The 16,433-nt window shown below is 68.7% G+C and carries 17 protein-coding genes; 12 read left to right on the forward strand and 5 right to left on the reverse strand.

All coding sequences use genetic code 11. The features are described from left to right. Nucleotides 1–69: 69 nt before the first annotated feature. Entirely contained in the window at nt 70–1,152 is a 1,083-nt protein-coding gene (locus AC07PF_RS29775) for an ABC transporter substrate-binding protein (RefSeq protein WP_494614385.1), read from the reverse strand. 317 nt (nt 1,153–1,469) lie between these two features. Here AC07PF_RS29775 and AC07PF_RS29780 point away from each other — a divergent pair, with 317 nt between their 5' ends. The 9 genes from AC07PF_RS29780 to AC07PF_RS29820 all read left to right on the forward strand — a co-directional run bounded on the left by AC07PF_RS29780 (nt 1,470) and on the right by AC07PF_RS29820 (nt 7,955). After that, entirely contained in the window at nt 1,470–2,162 is a 693-nt protein-coding gene (locus AC07PF_RS29780) for a GntR family transcriptional regulator (RefSeq protein WP_494610240.1), read from the forward strand. A gap of 317 nt (nt 2,163–2,479) precedes the next feature. Continuing rightward, a complete protein-coding gene (locus AC07PF_RS29785) occupies nt 2,480–2,983 on the forward strand; it encodes a gamma-glutamylcyclotransferase family protein (RefSeq protein ID WP_494614313.1) in 504 nt (167 codons plus the stop codon). Between the two features lie 41 nt (nt 2,984–3,024). Next, nucleotides 3,025–3,906: an ABC transporter substrate-binding protein gene (locus tag AC07PF_RS29790; protein ID WP_494614314.1), complete on the forward strand. Its 882-nt coding sequence runs from the start codon at nt 3,025–3,027 to the stop codon at nt 3,904–3,906. A gap of 90 nt (nt 3,907–3,996) precedes the next feature. Continuing rightward, complete coding sequence (locus tag AC07PF_RS29795) at nt 3,997–4,821, forward strand: amino acid ABC transporter permease (protein WP_494610237.1); 825 nt, start codon at nt 3,997–3,999, stop codon at nt 4,819–4,821. A 6-nt stretch (nt 4,822–4,827) separates the two neighbouring features. Then, complete coding sequence (locus tag AC07PF_RS29800) at nt 4,828–5,610, forward strand: amino acid ABC transporter ATP-binding protein (protein WP_494614315.1); 783 nt, start codon at nt 4,828–4,830, stop codon at nt 5,608–5,610. Nucleotides 5,611–5,639: 29 nt separating this feature from the next. Continuing rightward, nucleotides 5,640–6,080, forward strand: a complete 441-nt coding sequence (locus AC07PF_RS29805) for a VOC family protein (RefSeq protein WP_494610235.1) — start codon at nt 5,640–5,642, stop codon at nt 6,078–6,080. Between the two features lie 37 nt (nt 6,081–6,117). Beyond that, nucleotides 6,118–6,768 (forward strand): GntR family transcriptional regulator, encoded by a 651-nt coding sequence (locus AC07PF_RS29810; protein WP_494614316.1) that lies wholly within the window; start codon nt 6,118–6,120, stop codon nt 6,766–6,768. A 16-nt stretch (nt 6,769–6,784) separates the two neighbouring features. Then, nucleotides 6,785–7,078, forward strand: coding sequence for a hypothetical protein (locus AC07PF_RS29815; protein ID WP_494614317.1), 294 nt, complete (start codon nt 6,785–6,787; stop codon nt 7,076–7,078). Nucleotides 7,079–7,109: 31 nt separating this feature from the next. After that, a complete protein-coding gene (locus AC07PF_RS29820; RefSeq protein WP_494614318.1) occupies nt 7,110–7,955 on the forward strand; it encodes a DMT family transporter in 846 nt (281 codons plus the stop codon). Here the strand turns inward: AC07PF_RS29820 and AC07PF_RS29825 are convergent. Next, a complete protein-coding gene (locus AC07PF_RS29825) occupies nt 7,915–8,343 on the reverse strand; it encodes a hypothetical protein (protein WP_494614319.1) in 429 nt (142 codons plus the stop codon). The two genes, AC07PF_RS29820 and AC07PF_RS29825, sit on opposite strands and share 41 nt — an antisense overlap. Before the next feature lie 180 nt (nt 8,344–8,523). Beyond that, complete coding sequence (locus AC07PF_RS29830) at nt 8,524–9,462, reverse strand: M14 family metallopeptidase (RefSeq protein ID WP_494614320.1); 939 nt, start codon at nt 9,460–9,462, stop codon at nt 8,524–8,526. A gap of 132 nt (nt 9,463–9,594) precedes the next feature. Between AC07PF_RS29830 and AC07PF_RS29835 the strand changes: the two genes are divergently transcribed. Beyond that, the gene (locus AC07PF_RS29835) at nt 9,595–12,711 is read left to right on the forward strand and encodes a WD40 repeat domain-containing protein (protein ID WP_494614321.1); all 3,117 of its coding nucleotides are present in this window, start codon (nt 9,595–9,597) and stop codon (nt 12,709–12,711) included. 24 nt (nt 12,712–12,735) lie between these two features. On the opposite strand, the gene soxR is transcribed toward AC07PF_RS29835, so the two are convergent. After that, the gene (gene soxR, locus AC07PF_RS29840; protein ID WP_494610228.1) at nt 12,736–13,203 is read right to left on the reverse strand and encodes a redox-sensitive transcriptional activator SoxR; all 468 of its coding nucleotides are present in this window, start codon (nt 13,201–13,203) and stop codon (nt 12,736–12,738) included. Nucleotides 13,204–13,290: 87 nt separating this feature from the next. On the opposite strand from soxR, the gene AC07PF_RS29845 reads away from it, so the two are divergent. Then, nucleotides 13,291–13,743: a RidA family protein gene (locus AC07PF_RS29845; RefSeq protein ID WP_007855009.1), complete on the forward strand. Its 453-nt coding sequence runs from the start codon at nt 13,291–13,293 to the stop codon at nt 13,741–13,743. Between the two features lie 118 nt (nt 13,744–13,861). After that, complete coding sequence (locus tag AC07PF_RS29850; protein WP_007855012.1) at nt 13,862–14,005, forward strand: hypothetical protein; 144 nt, start codon at nt 13,862–13,864, stop codon at nt 14,003–14,005. Between the two features lie 78 nt (nt 14,006–14,083). Here the strand turns inward: AC07PF_RS29850 and AC07PF_RS29855 are convergent, their stop codons facing one another. Next, the gene (locus AC07PF_RS29855; protein WP_494614322.1) at nt 14,084–16,375 is read right to left on the reverse strand and encodes a putative bifunctional diguanylate cyclase/phosphodiesterase; all 2,292 of its coding nucleotides are present in this window, start codon (nt 16,373–16,375) and stop codon (nt 14,084–14,086) included. Nucleotides 16,376–16,433: the final 58 nt, after the last annotated feature.

Raw genomic sequence — 16,433 nt, forward strand, 5'->3', positions numbered from 1 at the left:
GTGCGCGGTGTGCCGGGCATCAGGGGATGCCGCGCCCGAAGGGGGGCGCGGCGAGAGGCTGGCAGGGGATCAGCGTGGCACGACCTTGCCGTCGTACCTGAGCTTGGCGTAGGGCGGGTCGGTGCGCTGGCGCTCCGCATCGAGGACGATGGGGCCGGTCACGCCCACATAGCCGCCCTTGCCCAGCTCCTTGAGCGCTGCCTGCACGGCGGCGGTGTCAGTGGATTTGGCCTTGTTCATTGCGGCGGCTGTCATGAGCACGGCGTCGTAGGCATAGCCGGTGTACGAGGTCTTCATGCCTTCCTTGTACTTGGCGGCAAAGGCTTCGGCATAGGCCTTGCCCGCCGCGCCGTATACCGAGCCCACTTCCATGCCGAGCTGGCCCTTGGCGATCTCGGGCGCGGTGTCGGACAGGCTCATCGAGATCAGGATGGCGTACCAGGGCTTGCTGCGCAGGCCCAGCTCCATGGCCTCGCGGTTGATCACCGCCGATTCCTGCCCATAGGCGGTGTAGATGTAGGCATCGGGGTTGCTGCGCGACATCTGCTGCAACTCGCGCCGGTAGGTGGACTGGCCCGCGGTGTAGAGCACCTCGGTCACGACCTTGCCGCCGAGCTTCTCGAACTCCTGCTTGAAGCCATGCACCACCCCCTGGCCGTAGGCGTTGTTGGGCGCCACCATGGCCACGTTGCGGTAGCCCAGGTCCCACACGTCCCTGGACGAGAACTGGTTGCCCTTGTCCTCCAGGCCGATCAGGTTGAACGAGCTGGCGCCCAGATCGCGGATCTTCACGCTGGTGCTGGCGATGTTGATGTGGGCCACGCCCTCCTTTACCAAGTACTGCGCCATGGGCAGCGTGATGCCCGAGGAGTACTCGCCGATCACCACGGGCACCTTGTCCACGCTGACCAGCTTGCGCGCCGCGTTCAGGGCCGTGGTGGCGTTGCCACCCGAGTCTTCCACGATCACGCTGAACTTCTTGCCGAGCACGCCGCCGTCGGCATTCACCTTGTCGACCGCCAGGGTAACCGCGCGGCGCACGTCCTCGCCGACCGTGGCATTGGCACCGGTGAGCGAGAGCACGGCGCCCATCTGCACGGTGTCCTGCGCCAGCACATGCGAGGTGACGGCCAGACTGAAGGCGAACGCCATGGGCGCCCGGAGGGTTCGAAATTTCATGGACATGGAAGCTCCGTTAGGTGGATGGGTCAAAAAATCGGCTCGCGCCGCAATGCACGGGGGGTGCAGGGGGATGCCTGTAGGAGTGCCAGCCCGAACGGAGAGGGGGTCCCATGGCGGTGTGGCGACGACGCCCAGACCCTCAAAAAGTAGCCAAATGCCACCTTATTGAACCCAATTCGTTTTGATTTAAATCCAACAAATCATCAATTGGATCCAATTCTATACATGCGGATCCAATATGACAATGGCATTGCGGCCTGTAGCCCAAGTTCTGATCCAATAGCGCCATGAGATCCCGCACCACCAAACCGCTTGCGCTGCACCAGGTCATCCGCGACGCGCTGCGCCACGACATCCTTGGCGGCAAGCTCGCCGCAGGCCACCAGTTGCGACAGGACGCACTGGCCACGCAGTTCAACGCCAGTCGCATCCCCGTGCGCGAGGCCCTGCGCCAGCTCGAGTCGGAAGGCCTGGTGGTGCACCACCTCAACCGCGGGGCGGTGGTGGCCGGCATGAACGTGCAGCAGATCTGCGAGCTGCTGGACATCCGTGTGGCGCTCGAATGCCATGCCGCCCGGCTGGCCGTGCCCAACATGGTGGAGCGCGACTTCGAGGCGATGGAGCGCATCCTGGACGACTACAGCAAGAGCGACGTGGTGGGCGACTGGGCCGAATACAACCGCCAGTTCCACCTGGCGCTGTCGGCCCCGGCCAACAACATGCGCCTCAAGCGCCTGATCGAGGAGTACTGCCTGAACACCGACCGCTACACCCACCTGGCCATGTCCACCGCCACGGGCAAGGACAAGCCGCAGTCCGACCACTACCAGCTGGTGGCCGCCTGCCGTGCGCGCGACGTCGCCAAGGTGGTGACCCTGCTCGAAGAGCACATCGACAACACCCGCAAGGAGTTGCTGGCCACCGCGCGCGAGCAGCAGATGCAGGGCGCGGACGGCACGGGCCAGCTGCAGCTGGGCTGAGAGGCCCTGCGGCCCGAGCCGGCAAGTCGGCGCGGGCTACCGGGCGGGCTGCACCAACAGGGCGCAGCCTGCACGCCGAAAGGGCCCCGGTGCACCAGGGCCGTGCCATGGGGCGTGCCAGGCCGGGCAGGGAAAACACCGAGCGCGCAGACTCGGTCTTCGTATATCTTCTCGTACACATAAAAGTATACAAACAGGTCAAATGCAGGAATGCGGCAGTTTTTGGCACAGCTCTTGCATTGTTCGTATACGAAGAGATATACAGATTCACCTCACCGCCTCTCCCGAGGCTTCACTCTCCCTGAAAGAAAGCGACCATGCTCTATTACTTTGCCTACTGCACCTGGCTCAACGATCCCGAGATCCGCCGCTACTGGCCGACGACCAAGGCCATCACCAAGGCCCACGCGGCCAACCACCGCCTGCAGTTCCATGCGGCCGGCGAGCGCAGCGACCGCGGCTGGTGCCACCTCAACGGGGTCTCCGACGCCGTGGGCAACAACGCCCTGGGCGTGGTGTTCGAGCACGAACCCCACCAGCTCAACGAGGACTACGACGACTTCGAACGCTTCTTCCTGACCGTGCACGGCGAGGACGGCAAGGCCTACGACTGCTGGACCTACCGCTTGTCCAAGCCCGGCATGGCCATGCGCCCGCCGAACTTCTACTGGGAGCACATCCCCACGGGCCTGGCGGCATGGAAGTTCCCGGCCGAGTACATCGCCTCGGTGCAGGCCACGTTCGACGCGGCAGCACCCTGCCCGCGCGCAGACCGTCCCAACCCGTCGGCCATTCCGGGCAAGTCCGCCGAAAGCCGCTGAGCCACCGCCCACCCCTTGCGCGTACCTGAAAGGACCTCTCCATGCGTTTCCTGAAGCCACCATTCCGCAGCGGCCTGCTCTTGCTGGCGGCCGCCATTCCACTGCTGGGCCAGGCCCAGGCGGCCAGGCCCCTTGCCGCGGAGCTGCCGGCGGAGATCAAGGCGCGCGGCGTGCTCCGGGTGGGCTCGCAGCAGACCTTTCCGCCCATCGAATTCCGTGAGCCGGGCAAGAGCGAGGTCACCGGCGCCAGCCGCGACCTTCTGGCCGAGGTGGCGCAGCGCCTGGGGCTGAAGCTGGAGTTCGTGCAGGCCGAATACTCCGCGCTCATCCCCGGCCTGGAGGCCGACCGCTTCGACCTGGCCTCGGGCGGCATCAGCGACACGGAAGAGCGCGAGCAGAAGGTGGACTTCGTGAACTACCTGTTCTCGGGCGGCAGCATCCTGGCGCTGGCGGCCAACAAGGAGCGCCTCGATACCATCGACGACTTCTGCGGCAAGGGCGTGGCCACCCTGCTGGGCAGCCGGGTCATCATGGCCCAGGTGGAGGCCGCGTCCGAGCGCTGCGTGAAGGGCGGCAAGCCAGCCATCCGCGCAGAGCAGTTGCCCTCGGCGCCCGACGCGCGCATGCAGCTGGACCTGCGCCGCGTGGACGGCTACCTGGGCGACTTCCCCGCCCTGGTGTACATGGGCCAGCAGTTCCCGGACCGTTACCGCATCGTCGGCGGCAACTACATGCTCACGCAGTACATCACCTCCTGGGGCTTCGCCAAGAACCGCACCGCCCTGCGCGATGCGGTGCAAAAGGCCACGCAGTCGATGCTGGACGACGGCAGCTACAAGAAGCTGCTCGACAAGTGGGGCGTGGGCGGTGCCGCCCTGCCGGCCATCAGCGTCAACCTTCCCGCGTCCAAACGCGGCAAGTAACCCTTGCGGGGGCGGCCTGCCGCCCCTCCCCTGCCCCGACCGGAACCTCGTGTGACCTCCGCAACCCCTCCATCTCCCTCTCCAGCCACCGTGCGACCGCGCCGTGTGGTGCACCGCCGCCCCTGGGGCCCGTGGATCTTTGCCGCCCTGGTGCTGGCGGCCCTGGCCGTGCTGCTGCACGCTGCGATCAAGGCCCAGGTGATGAAGCTCCCGGTCTTCCTGGAATACCTGTTCAGCCGCCTGGTGCTGGAAGGTGCCATCAACTCCCTGATGCTGGGCACCACCGCCCTGCTGCTGGCCGGCGTGGTCGGGCTGGTGGCGGCGCTGATGCGCGTGAGCGGCAACCCCATCCTCACGGCGTTCGCATCGACCTACATCTACCTGTTTCGCGGCACCCCCATGCTGATCCAGCTGATCTTTTGGTTCAACGCCTTTCCGATCATGTTCCCGCAGCTGCACATCGCCATCCCGTTCACCAGTTGGGTGCTGCTCGATGCGCCGATGACCGCGGTCATCACGCCCCACGTAGCGGCGCTGATCGGGCTGAGCCTGGCCGAGGGCGCCTACATGGCCGAGATCATCCGCGGCGGTTTCCTGGCCGTGGACAACGGCCAGCGCGACGCCGCCCGTGCCATCGGCATGCCGCATGGCCTGCTCATGCGCAAGGTGGTGATCCCGCAGGCCGCGCGCATCATCGTGCCAGCCGCGGGCAACCAGTACATCCTGCTGCTCAAGTCCACCTCGCTGGCCTCGGCCATCGGTTACCTGGAGCTGCTGCGCATCTCCACCGACATCTATGCAGCCAACTTCCACGTGGTCGAGCTGCTGGCCGTCGCAGGCTTCTGGTACCTGGTGATGACGGCCTTTGCCACGGCGCTGCAGACCACCCTCGAGAAACTCTTTCCCCACCGCTAGCAGACCATGTCCCAGCCGTCCCCCAACGCCATCGAATTGATGGAAGTGACCAAATTCCGCGGCACGCAGTGCGTGCTGCGCAATGTCAGCGCGCAGGTCCCGCGCGGCCAGGTGGTCGCCGTGGTCGGTCCGTCCGGCGCCGGCAAGTCGACCCTGCTGCGCTGCGTGAACCACCTGGAGACCATCGACGGCGGCACCATCGCCGTCGACGGCGCGCTCGTGGGCTACCGCCAGCGCGGCGATGCGCTGCACGAGCTCAGCGACCACGAGATCAGCCTGCAGCGGCGCCGCACCGGCATGGTGTTCCAGAGCTTCAACCTGTTTCGCCACCTGTGCGTGCTCGACAACGTGATGTCCGGCCCGCTGCACGTGCTGCGCAAGCCGCGCGCCCAAGCGCGCGACACCGCGCAGGCACTGCTGCGCCGAGTCGGCCTGGCAGACAAGGCCCAGGCCTACCCGCACCAGCTCTCGGGCGGACAGCAGCAGCGCGTGGCGATTGCGCGCGCGCTGGCCATGGAACCCTCGGTGATGCTGCTCGACGAGCCCACCAGCGCGCTCGATCCCGAACTGGCCCAGGAGGTCATCGCCGTGATCCGCCAGCTCGCCGAGGACGGCATCACCATGCTGATGGCCACGCACGAGATGGCCCTGGCGCGCGATTTTGCCGACCGGGTGCTGTTCATGGTCAACGGCGAGATCGTCGAGGACGTGCTGCCGGCCCGGCGCTTCTTCGAGGGCCCCGCGAGCGAGCGCGGCCGCCAGTTCTTGGCCCACCACCTTTCCCACTGACATTCTCACCGACCGAACGAGACTTCGCCATGAACCACCCCTTCCACCACCTGCACCATGTCTGCATCGTCGTGCACGACCTGGACAAGGCCGTCGCTTACTACGAGAGCCTGGGCATGGGCCCCTGGTTCGACTACCCCAAGGGCCAGCCCTATGTGGCCTTCGAAGTGCCGAACAAGGCCGCCTCCGACGCCATGCGCTACAAGTGCCTGGACCTCGGAAACTTCCAGCTGCAGCTGTGCCAGCCGTCCTTGCTAGACTCGCCCCAGCGGCAATTCCTCGACACGCGCGGGGAAGGCGTCTACCACCTCGGTTTCGAGGTGGAGGACTGCGACGAGGCCGAGGCCCATGCGCGGCAGGCCGGCGTGCTGCCGACCGCCCGGGGGCGCCGCGCCGACCGCTCCGGCTTCACCTACTTCGACACGCGCGCCGATGCCGGCGTGGTGCTCGAAGTGCGCCGCACGGCCTGATGCCACCCCGAAATCCGTTCGCCACAATGGGAACCCCATGACCCGCAACCACAACGGCACGGCGCCGATCATCCAAGACGTCCACCAGCAGCTGCGCGACCGCATCCTGTCGCACGAGGTCAAACCCGGTGAACGCCTGGTGGAAGACGACATCTGCGCGCTCCTCTCCGCGGGCCGCACCCCCGTGCGCGAGGCCCTGCTGCGCCTGCAGGGCGAAGGCCTGGTCAGCCGCAGCCGCGGCTGGGTAGTGGGCACGGGGGCACCGCTGGCGGTGCGCAGCATCTTCGAGAGCCGCATGGCGATCGAGGGCTATGCCACGCGGCTGGCGGCCGAACGGGCCCCGGCCGAGGCGCTGCAGGAGCTGCGCCAGATCCTCGTGGCCATGGACGCGGCCGAGGCGGTCTCGCGCAGCGAGGTGAACCGGCTCAACCAGATCTTCCATCGCCGCGTGGTGGCGCTCTCCGGCAATGCCTACTTCGTCGAGCAGCACGAGCGCACCCAGTTCCAGTACTGGAGCCTGCGCCTGCCGGTGATCTTCGCCAAGGACCAGCTGGCGCACTCCGCCAAGGAGCACCACGAGATCCTCGCGGCGCTGGAGCGGCGTGATGGCGACCGTGCCGAGCAGCTCACGCGCGAGCACATCGCCACCACGATGCGCATCGTGGCCGATGCGCTCGACGAGCGCTGACCACCGTCCCGCCGCCATGACGGCCCGGCACCTGCAGGCTGGCGACAGCCATCTCTATCCCGGCGTGCGCCTGGGCCTTGGTCCCGCTGGCGACGTGACCCGCTGGCAACCTGACGACCCGGTGCTGGTCGAGTTTTCCGATCTCACCGTGGGCGAAGGCCGGCTTGCGGCCGGGCCACCGGGTGGCTGGCTGCTCCAGCTGGCGGCGCGGACCACGGCCAAGGGCACGGCCCTGTCCGCCCAGGCCTGGTGGATCGATCACCACCCGAAGAAGTCCGGCCTGCTGCGGGTACGCCGGCCCACCGCCTAACGCAGGCCTCCCCCCTTTTTCCGCCACATCCATGTCCGCCCACACCACGGGCAGCCTGCTCCTGATGGGGGCCATGGCTGGTTTTTCCGTGTCCGACGCGCTGGTCCAGCACGCAGGGGCCGGGCTCGGCGCCGGCCAGCTTGCCTGGCTGCGCTATGCCCTCTTGCTGCTCACCGTGCTGCCCCTGGCCGTGCACCGTCCCGGCCTGCTGCGCTCCGGCCGCCCCCTGCTCCAGCTGGGGCGTGCCTGCGGCCTGGTCGGCTCGGCGGTGCTGTTTCTGCAGGGCGTCAAGACGCTGCCCATTGCCGATGCCACGGCACTGGTCTTTGCCTCGCCGCTGTACGTGACGCTGCTGTCGGCCATGCTGTTGCGCGAGCCCTTCGGGCTGCTGCGCAACGCGCCGGTGCTGCTGGGGTTTGCGGGGGTGCTCATCGTTGCCCAGCCCGGCGGCGCGGGCTTCGATGGCGCCATGCTGTTCCCGCTGCTGTCCTCGCTGGCCTGGGCGGCCTCGGTGGTCTGCACCCGGCTGCTCAGCGGCAGCGACCCGGCCCCCACCACCATGCTCTACTCCGCCGTGCTGGGCGTGCTGGCCCTGTCACCGGCAGCGCTGCAGATGGACCTGGCAGCCATCGCACGGCAGTGGCCCTGGCTCCTGGCCATGGCCGGCAGCTGGTGCCTGGCGCAGTGGCTCATCGTCTGGGCCTACCGTGTGGCGCCTCCCTCGGCGATTGCGCCGTTTTCGTACTCCCAACTGCTCTGGGCCGGGCTGCTGGGCTGGCTGGCCTTCGGCCAGGTGCCCGACCAGCATACCCTGCTGGGCATCGCGGTGATCGTGCTCAGCGGCCTGTGGGCTGCATGGATGGCGCGGCGGCGTTGACCTGGGAGCCGGCACTGCGGCGCTGGAGCACCGCAATCAGCACATGCGCCGCCACCGCCAGGACCACCAGCACCGATGCGCCCAGGCCCCAGACCACCCACGCCAGCACCGCGACGGCGCCGGACAGGCCGGGCACGGTTTCCAGCGCCGCCTGGACCACCGGCCCCACGGAGGCGAGCATGGCTCCGAAATCCTGCGCCAGCGTGGGCGGTATCCAGGCCTTGATCCATTCGGGCAACAGCACTGCAGGGTCGATGGCAGCAGTGCCACCGGCCAGGGCCCCTGCGCTGCCCACCGCCCAGGCCGTCACCGCATGCACGCCCCGGCAGGCCAGGGACCACAGGGCCAGCAGCATGAGCGAGAGAAACCAGGTGATTGTGTAAAACATGGGCGTGCTGTCCTTTCAAGATGGCAAGCCCCGGAGTATGGGCAGCGCAGCAGGAAAGGAACAGCAGCCACGGCCGGATCCACAATCAGGTTTTTACGAACCAATGCCGCCATTTTTGGCAGGAAAAATCTGCATGGTATGCGGGCCTGCGGACTGCCCGCCCGCCCGCCCGCCCAAGGGTCAGATCGGCCGCGTCAGATACACCGCCTCGCGCCCCACGATGGGCTCACGCGTGGGCATCAGCACCGTGCAGTCATCGCACAGCGCGCGGATCTCCACGGTACCGTCGGTGGCGATGAGTTCGTCCTTGGCGAAGGTCTCGAAGCCCTGCACCGGGCGCGTGAACGCGAAGTCCGGCGTGAGCACCATGCAGGTCTCGAGCAGCTCGAAGCGGCGCTGCGGGCCGGGGACGGCGCGGTCGGCGCGGGGCTCGGTCAGACCGAAGTGGGCGATGAAGTCCTGCGCCACCAGGGTGGCCAGGTCGGCGGCCGATTTCAGGAAGTGCTGGCCGCATTCGACCACCATGGCCACGCCGGCATCGCCCAGGGCCTGGCCGTGGCGGCCGTGCTGGATCAGCGGCGTGCCGGAGCCCAGGCCGTTGGGCATGACCATGTGCACCGGCGGCAGGCCGATGGCCAGGGCCGCCGCCGAGTTGCGCTCGTAGGCCGGGTAGACCCAGAAGGGCTGCACGTCCTGGCTGGTGGAGTGGATGTCCAGAATGTGCTCGGCCGCGGCCACCACGGGGCGCAGTTCGCGCGCGCGGCGCAGCTCGGGGCTGTCGTCGCTGCCATCGAGCTCGGCCGCCGACCAGACGCGGTTGAGGTTGTGCACCAGCTGGCGGCTCTCGAACGGGCGGGATTCGTCGAACGACTCGTAGGCCGCCACGTTGGCAAAACTGATGGTCAGCGTGCCGATGAGCGGGCGCACGCCGCTGTCGAGCAGGTGGGTGGCCGCGACCATGCCGCAGATCTCGTTGCCGTGCGTGAGCGCATTGACCAGCACATGGGGGCCGGGCTTGCCCGATTCGAAGCGGTGCACGTAGTCGATGCCGACATTGCCCTGGCGGTAGGCGGACAGGTCGCGGGGCAGCACTTCAAACAAGGGCGGGTTCTGGCTCATGGTGGGAGGGTTTCATTAACTGATAAGACAACACATCATTGTCGGTCCAAACGGTCGGGCATGCACGCCGCGCCGTGGCGACCTGCACGCGGTGTACGATGCCCGCCGACTGTTCATTGCCCTGAAAGCACCATGCCCAGCCTGCCCAGCCTGCGCCTTGTCCCCCTGGCCGATGTGGCCCATCTGCTGCCTGCCGACTGCGCCCTCGCCGAGCGCCTGCGGGCCGATCCCGAAGAATTCAGCGAGGAGACCGCCGCCTGGATCACCGGCGACCTGCAGTGGCCCGAACTGCACCTGGACACGCCGCTCGTGGCCGATGGCGGGCTGCACCGGCTGGCGCAGGCGCAACCCGAGCCCGTGGCCCTGCCCCGCCGCGCCCCCCACCTGCTGCTCGTCGAAGGCAGCCTGCGCATCGACGGCGCGCTGACCGCCAGCGACACCGATGGCACCACGAACCTGGTGGTGCTGGGCAGCCTGCAAGCACAGCACGCGGTGATCGGCGGGCAACTGGTGTACGTGAAGGATGTGCTCACGGTGGAAGAACTGCTCTGGGGCCACGACGACCACGGCGACCTGCACGTGGACGGAGGCCTCGCCGCGCGCGTGGCGCTGTTCACCGACGGGTACCACGTGCAGGTCGCCGGCGGCGAGCAGGTGGAGTTCCTCCTCGACGAGGTGCGCGGCGTGCCCAGCCTGGCGGAGTTTTCTGCCGAGGTGGCCGGCCTGGTGTTCCTGCCCGGGTACTTCGACGGCATCGACGATGGCACGGACGGCATCGGCGATCTGCTGGACCGCGAGCGCGTGGTGGAGGCCGTGCGCGCCAGCGAGAGCCCCGTGCGCACCAGCGCCGAGATCAGCGCCGACATGCCGCTGGCCAGCGACCTCTTCGCCGACGAGGCCATCAGCGTGGCCAACATTCTCGCGGCGGTGAATTCGCCCATCGTCACGCACAAGGAGAAGAAGGCGCCCGGCTGGTTTGGCCAGACCGACTTTTCGCTGTGCCGCCGGCATGTGGATGCCGAGGGCGACCAGCGCGACGACAACGTCTTCATCACCGTCTGGAAGACCTGGGACTTTTACCTCTCGGTGGAGCACGAGCCCACGCGCAAAGGCCTGCTGGCACGCCTGGCGGCAGCCGTGCTGCGCAAGCCCATCCCGTTCAACGAGGTGGCGACGCTGCTCTACCGCGGCTACACCGAGGGCACGGGCGACGGCTGGAAGGTGCTCGACGACGAAGCGCCTGCCGAGGCGCGAGAAGCCTGTACCCAGGCCTGGCGTGGCGTGCTCGACTACCTGCGCCGTGCCGTGGGCCAGTCGCGCGCCGGCTACCCGCTGTACCGCCGGCTGCAGGGCACGCTCACGCCCAAGCACATCGAGCAGTTCACCAGCCTGCCTTATTTCACCGAGGAGTACAACGACTGGTGGGACAGCGACAGGAACGGCACCTGGCAGGGCGACGTGTGGGTCGGCGCACGCCAGCCCTGCCTGCACGAGGGCGAGCCCTATGGCCGTGCGCTCAAGCTCAGCTGGGAGAACGGCGAGCCCCGTCCCGGGGACGACCCGGACGACATGTACAGCGCCTACCAGCTCGACGTCGACGAGGCCCGCACGGGCCCGCCGCTGGTGGATTTCAGGTACGCCCAGCGGCAGAACGAGACCAAGGCCACCCTGCCACGCGGGGCGGTGGACCACATCGCGCGGCTGCTGCGCATGGTGGCCCAGGTGGAAGCCAGGATCCGGGGCGCGCACGAGAAGCAGCAGGCCGAGCGCGCCGAGGCCCAACGCATCGAGGCCGCCGTGCGCCTGCTGGCCACGCCCCCGCTGGCACCGGACCTGCCCGATGCCGCCGTGTTCCCGGCCGAGCTGATGCTGCTGTCCGGGCAATGGCAGGCCGATGGCGAGGGCTATGTGGCGGCGATACGCGCCCACCAGTTGGCCCTGCTCACCCGCGCCGAACAGGGCAGCGAGGACGGCGACAACGAGGACACCGACGACGAGGAAGACGGTGACGGCACCGCCCGGATCCCCGAAGACCCACGCAAGGCCAGCGCCCCCACGGTGCTGCAACTGGCCCGCGTGGTGAACCGCCATGCCGACGAGGCGCTGGCCGAGCGCTTTCGCCAGCGCTTTGCCTTTGCCCCGGACGCCTATGTGCGCACGGCAGCCAAGGCCGGACAGTTCATCGGCCCGGCCCTGCTGCTGTCGGACGGCCGCATCCTCGCGCGCATCGGGCCCACCTACAGCGATGCCGTGCACTGGGCGCAGATCGAAGGCGTGACTGTGACCTTGCTGCCCGCGCTGCAGGGCCTGGGGCGTTCGGCCGACGGGCACTGCTTTGCCCAGAGCGACGGCACGCACATCACCACGCACCAGGGCTATGGCGGCCCGCTGATCGCGCAGTTGCCGCTGCCACGCGGCAACGAGGGCATCCCCGCGTCCATGGGCCTGGTGGCGGGCGCGCTGGGCCAACGCTGCGACGAGATCATCCCCTTCAACGACGGCCAGCGCGTGCTGCTGCGCAACCCCACCGGCATCTACCTGATCAGCGCTGCCCAGGGCGTGCAGCGCCTGCACCCGCAGGAGTTCGACGAGGGCGAAGACGGCGAGGACGATGGCGGCCCCTACACCTGGCCCAAGAACCACGAGGACGCCGCCGAGGGCGAGCCCCCAGGCAGCCTGCTGGCCATGGACATGCTGCACATGGCCCTGTCGCCCGACGAGCGCTTCATCGCCCTGGGCGACCAGGACAGCACGCACATCCTGCTCGACGCCCAGGGCCGGCCGCTGCGCACGCTGGACACCCACTCCTCCTACCCGCACCACGCCCGCTTCTCGCATGACAGCACGTGGCTGTGGTTCAACTCCTGCCACTTGTACAACGGCATCACCAGCGCCACGCGGGTGGATGACGCACAGGACGGCGAGGGCACGCTCGTGAACACGCGCTGGCGCGTGTACGCCTCGGCCACGCTGCCGGGCCTGGCCGTCATGGGCGATGCGGACGGCTACATTCATGCCCTGGACGGCGAGGGCAACATCCTGTGGCGCCACCATGTGGGCAGCACCATCAGCGCCGTCGAGGCATCGGCGGACGGCAACACGCTGCTGGTGGGCAGCTACGGGGGCTACCTGGCCGTGTTGGAGCGCACCGAAGCGGGCCTGGACCCGTATTCCATCGGCACCTCGCCCTACACGGAGGTGCGCCGCTGGATCTTCTGGGACAACGAGCCCGCGCCGCTGCGCTGGTAACGAGCGCAGCCCGCCCAGGGCCGCTCAGAAATGCGGACCGGGCCCTTCCCGGGCCAGCGCATCCTGCGCATTGCGCAGCGGGCAGACCTTGAGCGACAGGCAGCCGCAGCCGATGCAGCCATCGAGCTGGTCGCGCAGCGCGGTCAGGGTGCGGATGCGCTCGTCGAGGTCCTCGCGCCAGCGCTCGGACAGGCGGCGCCAGTCGGCCACCGTGGGCGTGCGGCCAGCGGGCAGGGCCTGCAGCGCCTCGCCGATGGCCGCCAGCGGCACGCCCATGCGCTGGGCGATCTTGATCACCGAGACCCGGCGCAGCACCGAACGCGGGTAGCGCCGCTGGTTGCCCGCGCTGCGCACGCTGGCGATGAGGCCCCGCGTTTCGTAGAAATGCAGCGCCGAGACGGCCAGTCCGCTGCGCCGGGCCACCTCGCCCACCGAAAGATCGGCGGCCAGCTCTGCCATGGAATCGCCTGGTGCGTCGTCGTGCTGCTTCATGACCCTGCTCCGAAAAGTGGCCGTTGACCTCAACTTAGCTTGAGGTTGAATACTAACAGCCTCTTCAACGATTTCAGGAACCCACCCATGTCCCAGATCGCCTCGCGCCTCACCTCCGCCCACGCCGCCACACTCGCCCACATCAACCCCGAGGGCGTGTACGACCCCGCCCCCAATGGCTACACGCACGTGGTGGTCGCGCCCCTGGCGGGCCGCACGGTCTATGCCTCGGGCCAGGGCGGCGAGAACCTGGCGGGCGAGCTGTCGCCGGACTTTGCCGAGCAGCTCGCGCATGCCCTGGACAACATGCGCCGCGTGCTGGAGGCGGCCGGCGCCACCGTGCATGACGTGGCGCGGCTCACGCTGCTGGTCGTGGACCACACCGAGGCCCGCCTGGCCCTGTGGACCGAAGCCGCGCGCCGCGTGTGGGGCGACGCACCCACGCCCGCCTGCACGCTGATCCCGGTGCCGCGCCTGGCGCTCGACGGCATGCTGGTCGAGGTGGAGGCCACAGCCGTGGTTGCAGCGGCGCGGGCATGAGGCCACCACGCTCCCCGGCGCCCTGAAAAAAGAGCCACCATCCGTCATCGCGAACACCCCGGATGTGGCGTACCATGCTGCGCAGCGGTCCCATCCGGAGACCCAACCAGGAGGACCCATGGCCAAAGGTGAACAGCGCAGCAACAAGATGGCTAAGAAGCCCAAGAAGGACACGTCGATTCCCAAGGAATCCCACGGTTCCGACCGTCCCATGCCGCCCGTGACAGCCGTGCTGCCACGCGGCAAGGACAAGAACAAGTAAGCCAGCCAGCATCCGGCCCACCGCCGGACCGAACAACAGCCCCCGCTGCCTCCCGGCAGCGGGGGCTGTTTTCCTGGTTCAGACGATGGGGCCGGGTGCAAGCCTGGCCAGCCAGTCCTCCTGCGGCTCGGGCCGGCCATAGAGGTAGCCCTGGTAGAGGATGTCGGGCGCACGCTGGCGCAGGAAGTCGGCCTGGGCCCGGGTCTCCACGCCCTCGGCCACCACGCGCAGGCCGAAGTGGCTGGCCACCGACAGGATGGCCTGCACCAGCACACCATCGTCGGCACTGGTCGGGGCATCGTGCACGAAGGAGCGGTCGATCTTGATCTCGTGGATGGGCAGGCGCTTGAGGTAGGCCAGCGAGGAGTAGCCGGTGCCGAAGTCGTCCAGCGACATCTCCACCCCCAGCGCCGCCAGCTCGCGCATCTTGCCGACGGCATCGTCGAAATCGTCGATCACCAGGCCCTCGGTGACCTCCAGCGTGAGCAGGCGCGGGTCGGCCCGGGTGGATTCGAGCAGCGCACGCAGCTGCGGCACGAAATTGGCCTGGCGGAACTGGCGCGCGCTGAGGTTGACCGACAGGCGCAGGCGCTGCCCGCTCATCACCGGCAATGCCAGCAGCGCGCACGACTGCGCCAGCACCCAGTTGCCCAGGCCCACGATCAGGTCGGACTCCTCGGCAATGGGAATGAAGGCACCGGGCGCCAGCAGGCCATCGCGCGGGTGCTGCCAGCGCACCAGCACCTCGGCGCCCGTGAGCTGCCCCTGCGCATCCACCTGCGATTGCAGGAACAGCCGCAACTCGTCGTCCGCAATCGCCTGGCGCAGCGTGCGCTCCACCAGAAAGCGCTGCTCCGCCGCCTCGCCCATGCCCTGCTCGAAGAAGGCCGAGCGCCCGCCCCCGGCCTGCTTGGCCCGGTGCAGCGCCGTGCCCGCGCGGCGCAGCGCCTCCTGGGGCGAGTCGGCCGGGCTCTGCGGGTACAGCGTGATGCCGATGCTGGCACCGAGCTGGGCCTCGTCGGCATAGCCCTCCAGCCGCAGCGGCTGCAGCAGCAGGGCCTGCACCTGCTCGGCAAAGGCCAGCGCCCGGCGGCTGGCCTGCGGCGCCTGGCTGGCCAGATCGTGCAGCACGATGGCGAACTCGTCGCCGGCCACGCGCACCAGCAGGCCCTGGTCGGGCAGCAGCTCGGACAGGCGCAGCGCCACGGCGCACAGCAGCCGGTCGCCCATCTCGCTGCCGCGCGCGTCGTTGAAGGTGGTGAAGCGGTCCAGGTCCAGCAACACCAGCGCGTGCAAGGCCCCCGGTACATTCGGCGCCCGCCCCGAGCGCCACTGCAGGGCCGACAGCCGGTCCATCAGCATGGTGCGGTTGGGCAGGCTGGTGAGCGCGTCGAAGTGGGCCAGGCGGTGGATCTCGTCGGCCGCCCGCTTGCGCTCGGTGATGTCCTGCTTGAGCTCCACATAGTGGGTGATGTGCCCATCGGACTGGCGGATCGGGGCCACCACCACCGCCTCGATCACCTCGGCGCCGTCCTTGCGGCGGTTGACCTGCTCGCCGCCCCAGTTCTCCCCGCGCTCCAGCGTGTCGCGCAGGCCCAGGCGCTGTGCAGGCGCCATGCCGTTGCTGGACACCCGGGCCGATGGCTGGCCCAGCACCTCGTCGCGCGCATAGCCCATACGGGCCAGGAAGGCGGCGTTGACATACTCGATGCGCCCGGCCAGGTCGGTGATGACGATGCTCTCGGGGCTCTGCTCCACGGCGCGCAGCAGCTTGCGCAGCTCGGCCTCGCTGTCGGCCAGGCTCGAAGCGGTCTGCTGCGCCTCCTGCACGCGGCGCAGGTAGCTGCGGCGCGACAGCAGCGTGGCAGCGGCCGTCACGGACAGAATGCCCGTGAGGTAGGCCAGGTAGGCCAGGCGGTTGCCATAGCGGGCGTCCGGCAGCCAGCCGCGCAGGTCGGCCCACAGGAAGACCAGCATCAACACGCCTGTGCAGCCCGTGAGCCACAGGGTGGCGCGTGCGCCCAGGATCCAGCCCGCAAACACGATCAGCACCGGAAAATTGAGCAAATTGGGCCCGCGCAGGCCGCCATTGCTGGCCGCCACCATGGCCACCACGCCCCACACCCCCCAGACCAGCACCAGCGCCGCCTGGTGCCAGCGCCCCATGCGGCCCAGCACCACGGACAAGGCCCCCATGCCGCCCGCCCCCAGGTTGAGCAGCACATGCGTCCAGGACAGCGGGGCGTCCAGCAGCAGCAGCGCGGCGATCAGCGTGCCGGTGACCGCAACCACCCACGCGCCGGCCCGCACCAGTTGCTGCGTGGTGGTGTCGTCGCGGTCGGAGGGCAGCAGGTGGGCAACAGCGCGCATGGTCGTCATCAAAGCGGTGGCAGCCGATGAATTGGCATGGTAACGCGATACATCGCGT

The sequence above is a fragment of the Acidovorax sp. GW821-FHT10A04 genome, assembly GCF_059415825.1.

What these genes read in the sequence shown, in the direction of transcription:
- AC07PF_RS29775 (WP_494614385.1), bottom strand. Translation starts at nt 1,152, where the DNA reads ATGGCGTTCGCCTTCAGTCTGGCCGTCACCTCGCATGTGCTGGCGCAG.
- AC07PF_RS29780 (WP_494610240.1), top strand. Translation starts at nt 1,470, where the DNA reads ATGAGATCCCGCACCACCAAACCGCTTGCGCTGCACCAGGTCATCCGC.
- AC07PF_RS29785 (WP_494614313.1), top strand. Translation starts at nt 2,480, where the DNA reads ATGCTCTATTACTTTGCCTACTGCACCTGGCTCAACGATCCCGAGATC.
- AC07PF_RS29790 (WP_494614314.1), top strand. Translation starts at nt 3,025, where the DNA reads ATGCGTTTCCTGAAGCCACCATTCCGCAGCGGCCTGCTCTTGCTGGCG.
- AC07PF_RS29800 (WP_494614315.1), top strand. Translation starts at nt 4,828, where the DNA reads ATGTCCCAGCCGTCCCCCAACGCCATCGAATTGATGGAAGTGACCAAA.
- AC07PF_RS29805 (WP_494610235.1), top strand. Translation starts at nt 5,640, where the DNA reads ATGAACCACCCCTTCCACCACCTGCACCATGTCTGCATCGTCGTGCAC.
- AC07PF_RS29810 (WP_494614316.1), top strand. Translation starts at nt 6,118, where the DNA reads ATGACCCGCAACCACAACGGCACGGCGCCGATCATCCAAGACGTCCAC.
- AC07PF_RS29815 (WP_494614317.1), top strand. Translation starts at nt 6,785, where the DNA reads ATGACGGCCCGGCACCTGCAGGCTGGCGACAGCCATCTCTATCCCGGC.
- AC07PF_RS29820 (WP_494614318.1), top strand. Translation starts at nt 7,110, where the DNA reads ATGTCCGCCCACACCACGGGCAGCCTGCTCCTGATGGGGGCCATGGCT.
- AC07PF_RS29825 (WP_494614319.1), bottom strand. Translation starts at nt 8,343, where the DNA reads ATGTTTTACACAATCACCTGGTTTCTCTCGCTCATGCTGCTGGCCCTG.
- AC07PF_RS29830 (WP_494614320.1), bottom strand. Translation starts at nt 9,462, where the DNA reads ATGAGCCAGAACCCGCCCTTGTTTGAAGTGCTGCCCCGCGACCTGTCC.
- AC07PF_RS29835 (WP_494614321.1), top strand. Translation starts at nt 9,595, where the DNA reads ATGCCCAGCCTGCCCAGCCTGCGCCTTGTCCCCCTGGCCGATGTGGCC.
- soxR (WP_494610228.1), bottom strand. Translation starts at nt 13,203, where the DNA reads ATGAAGCAGCACGACGACGCACCAGGCGATTCCATGGCAGAGCTGGCC.
- AC07PF_RS29845 (WP_007855009.1), top strand. Translation starts at nt 13,291, where the DNA reads ATGTCCCAGATCGCCTCGCGCCTCACCTCCGCCCACGCCGCCACACTC.
- AC07PF_RS29850 (WP_007855012.1), top strand. Translation starts at nt 13,862, where the DNA reads ATGGCCAAAGGTGAACAGCGCAGCAACAAGATGGCTAAGAAGCCCAAG.
- AC07PF_RS29855 (WP_494614322.1), bottom strand. Translation starts at nt 16,375, where the DNA reads ATGCGCGCTGTTGCCCACCTGCTGCCCTCCGACCGCGACGACACCACC.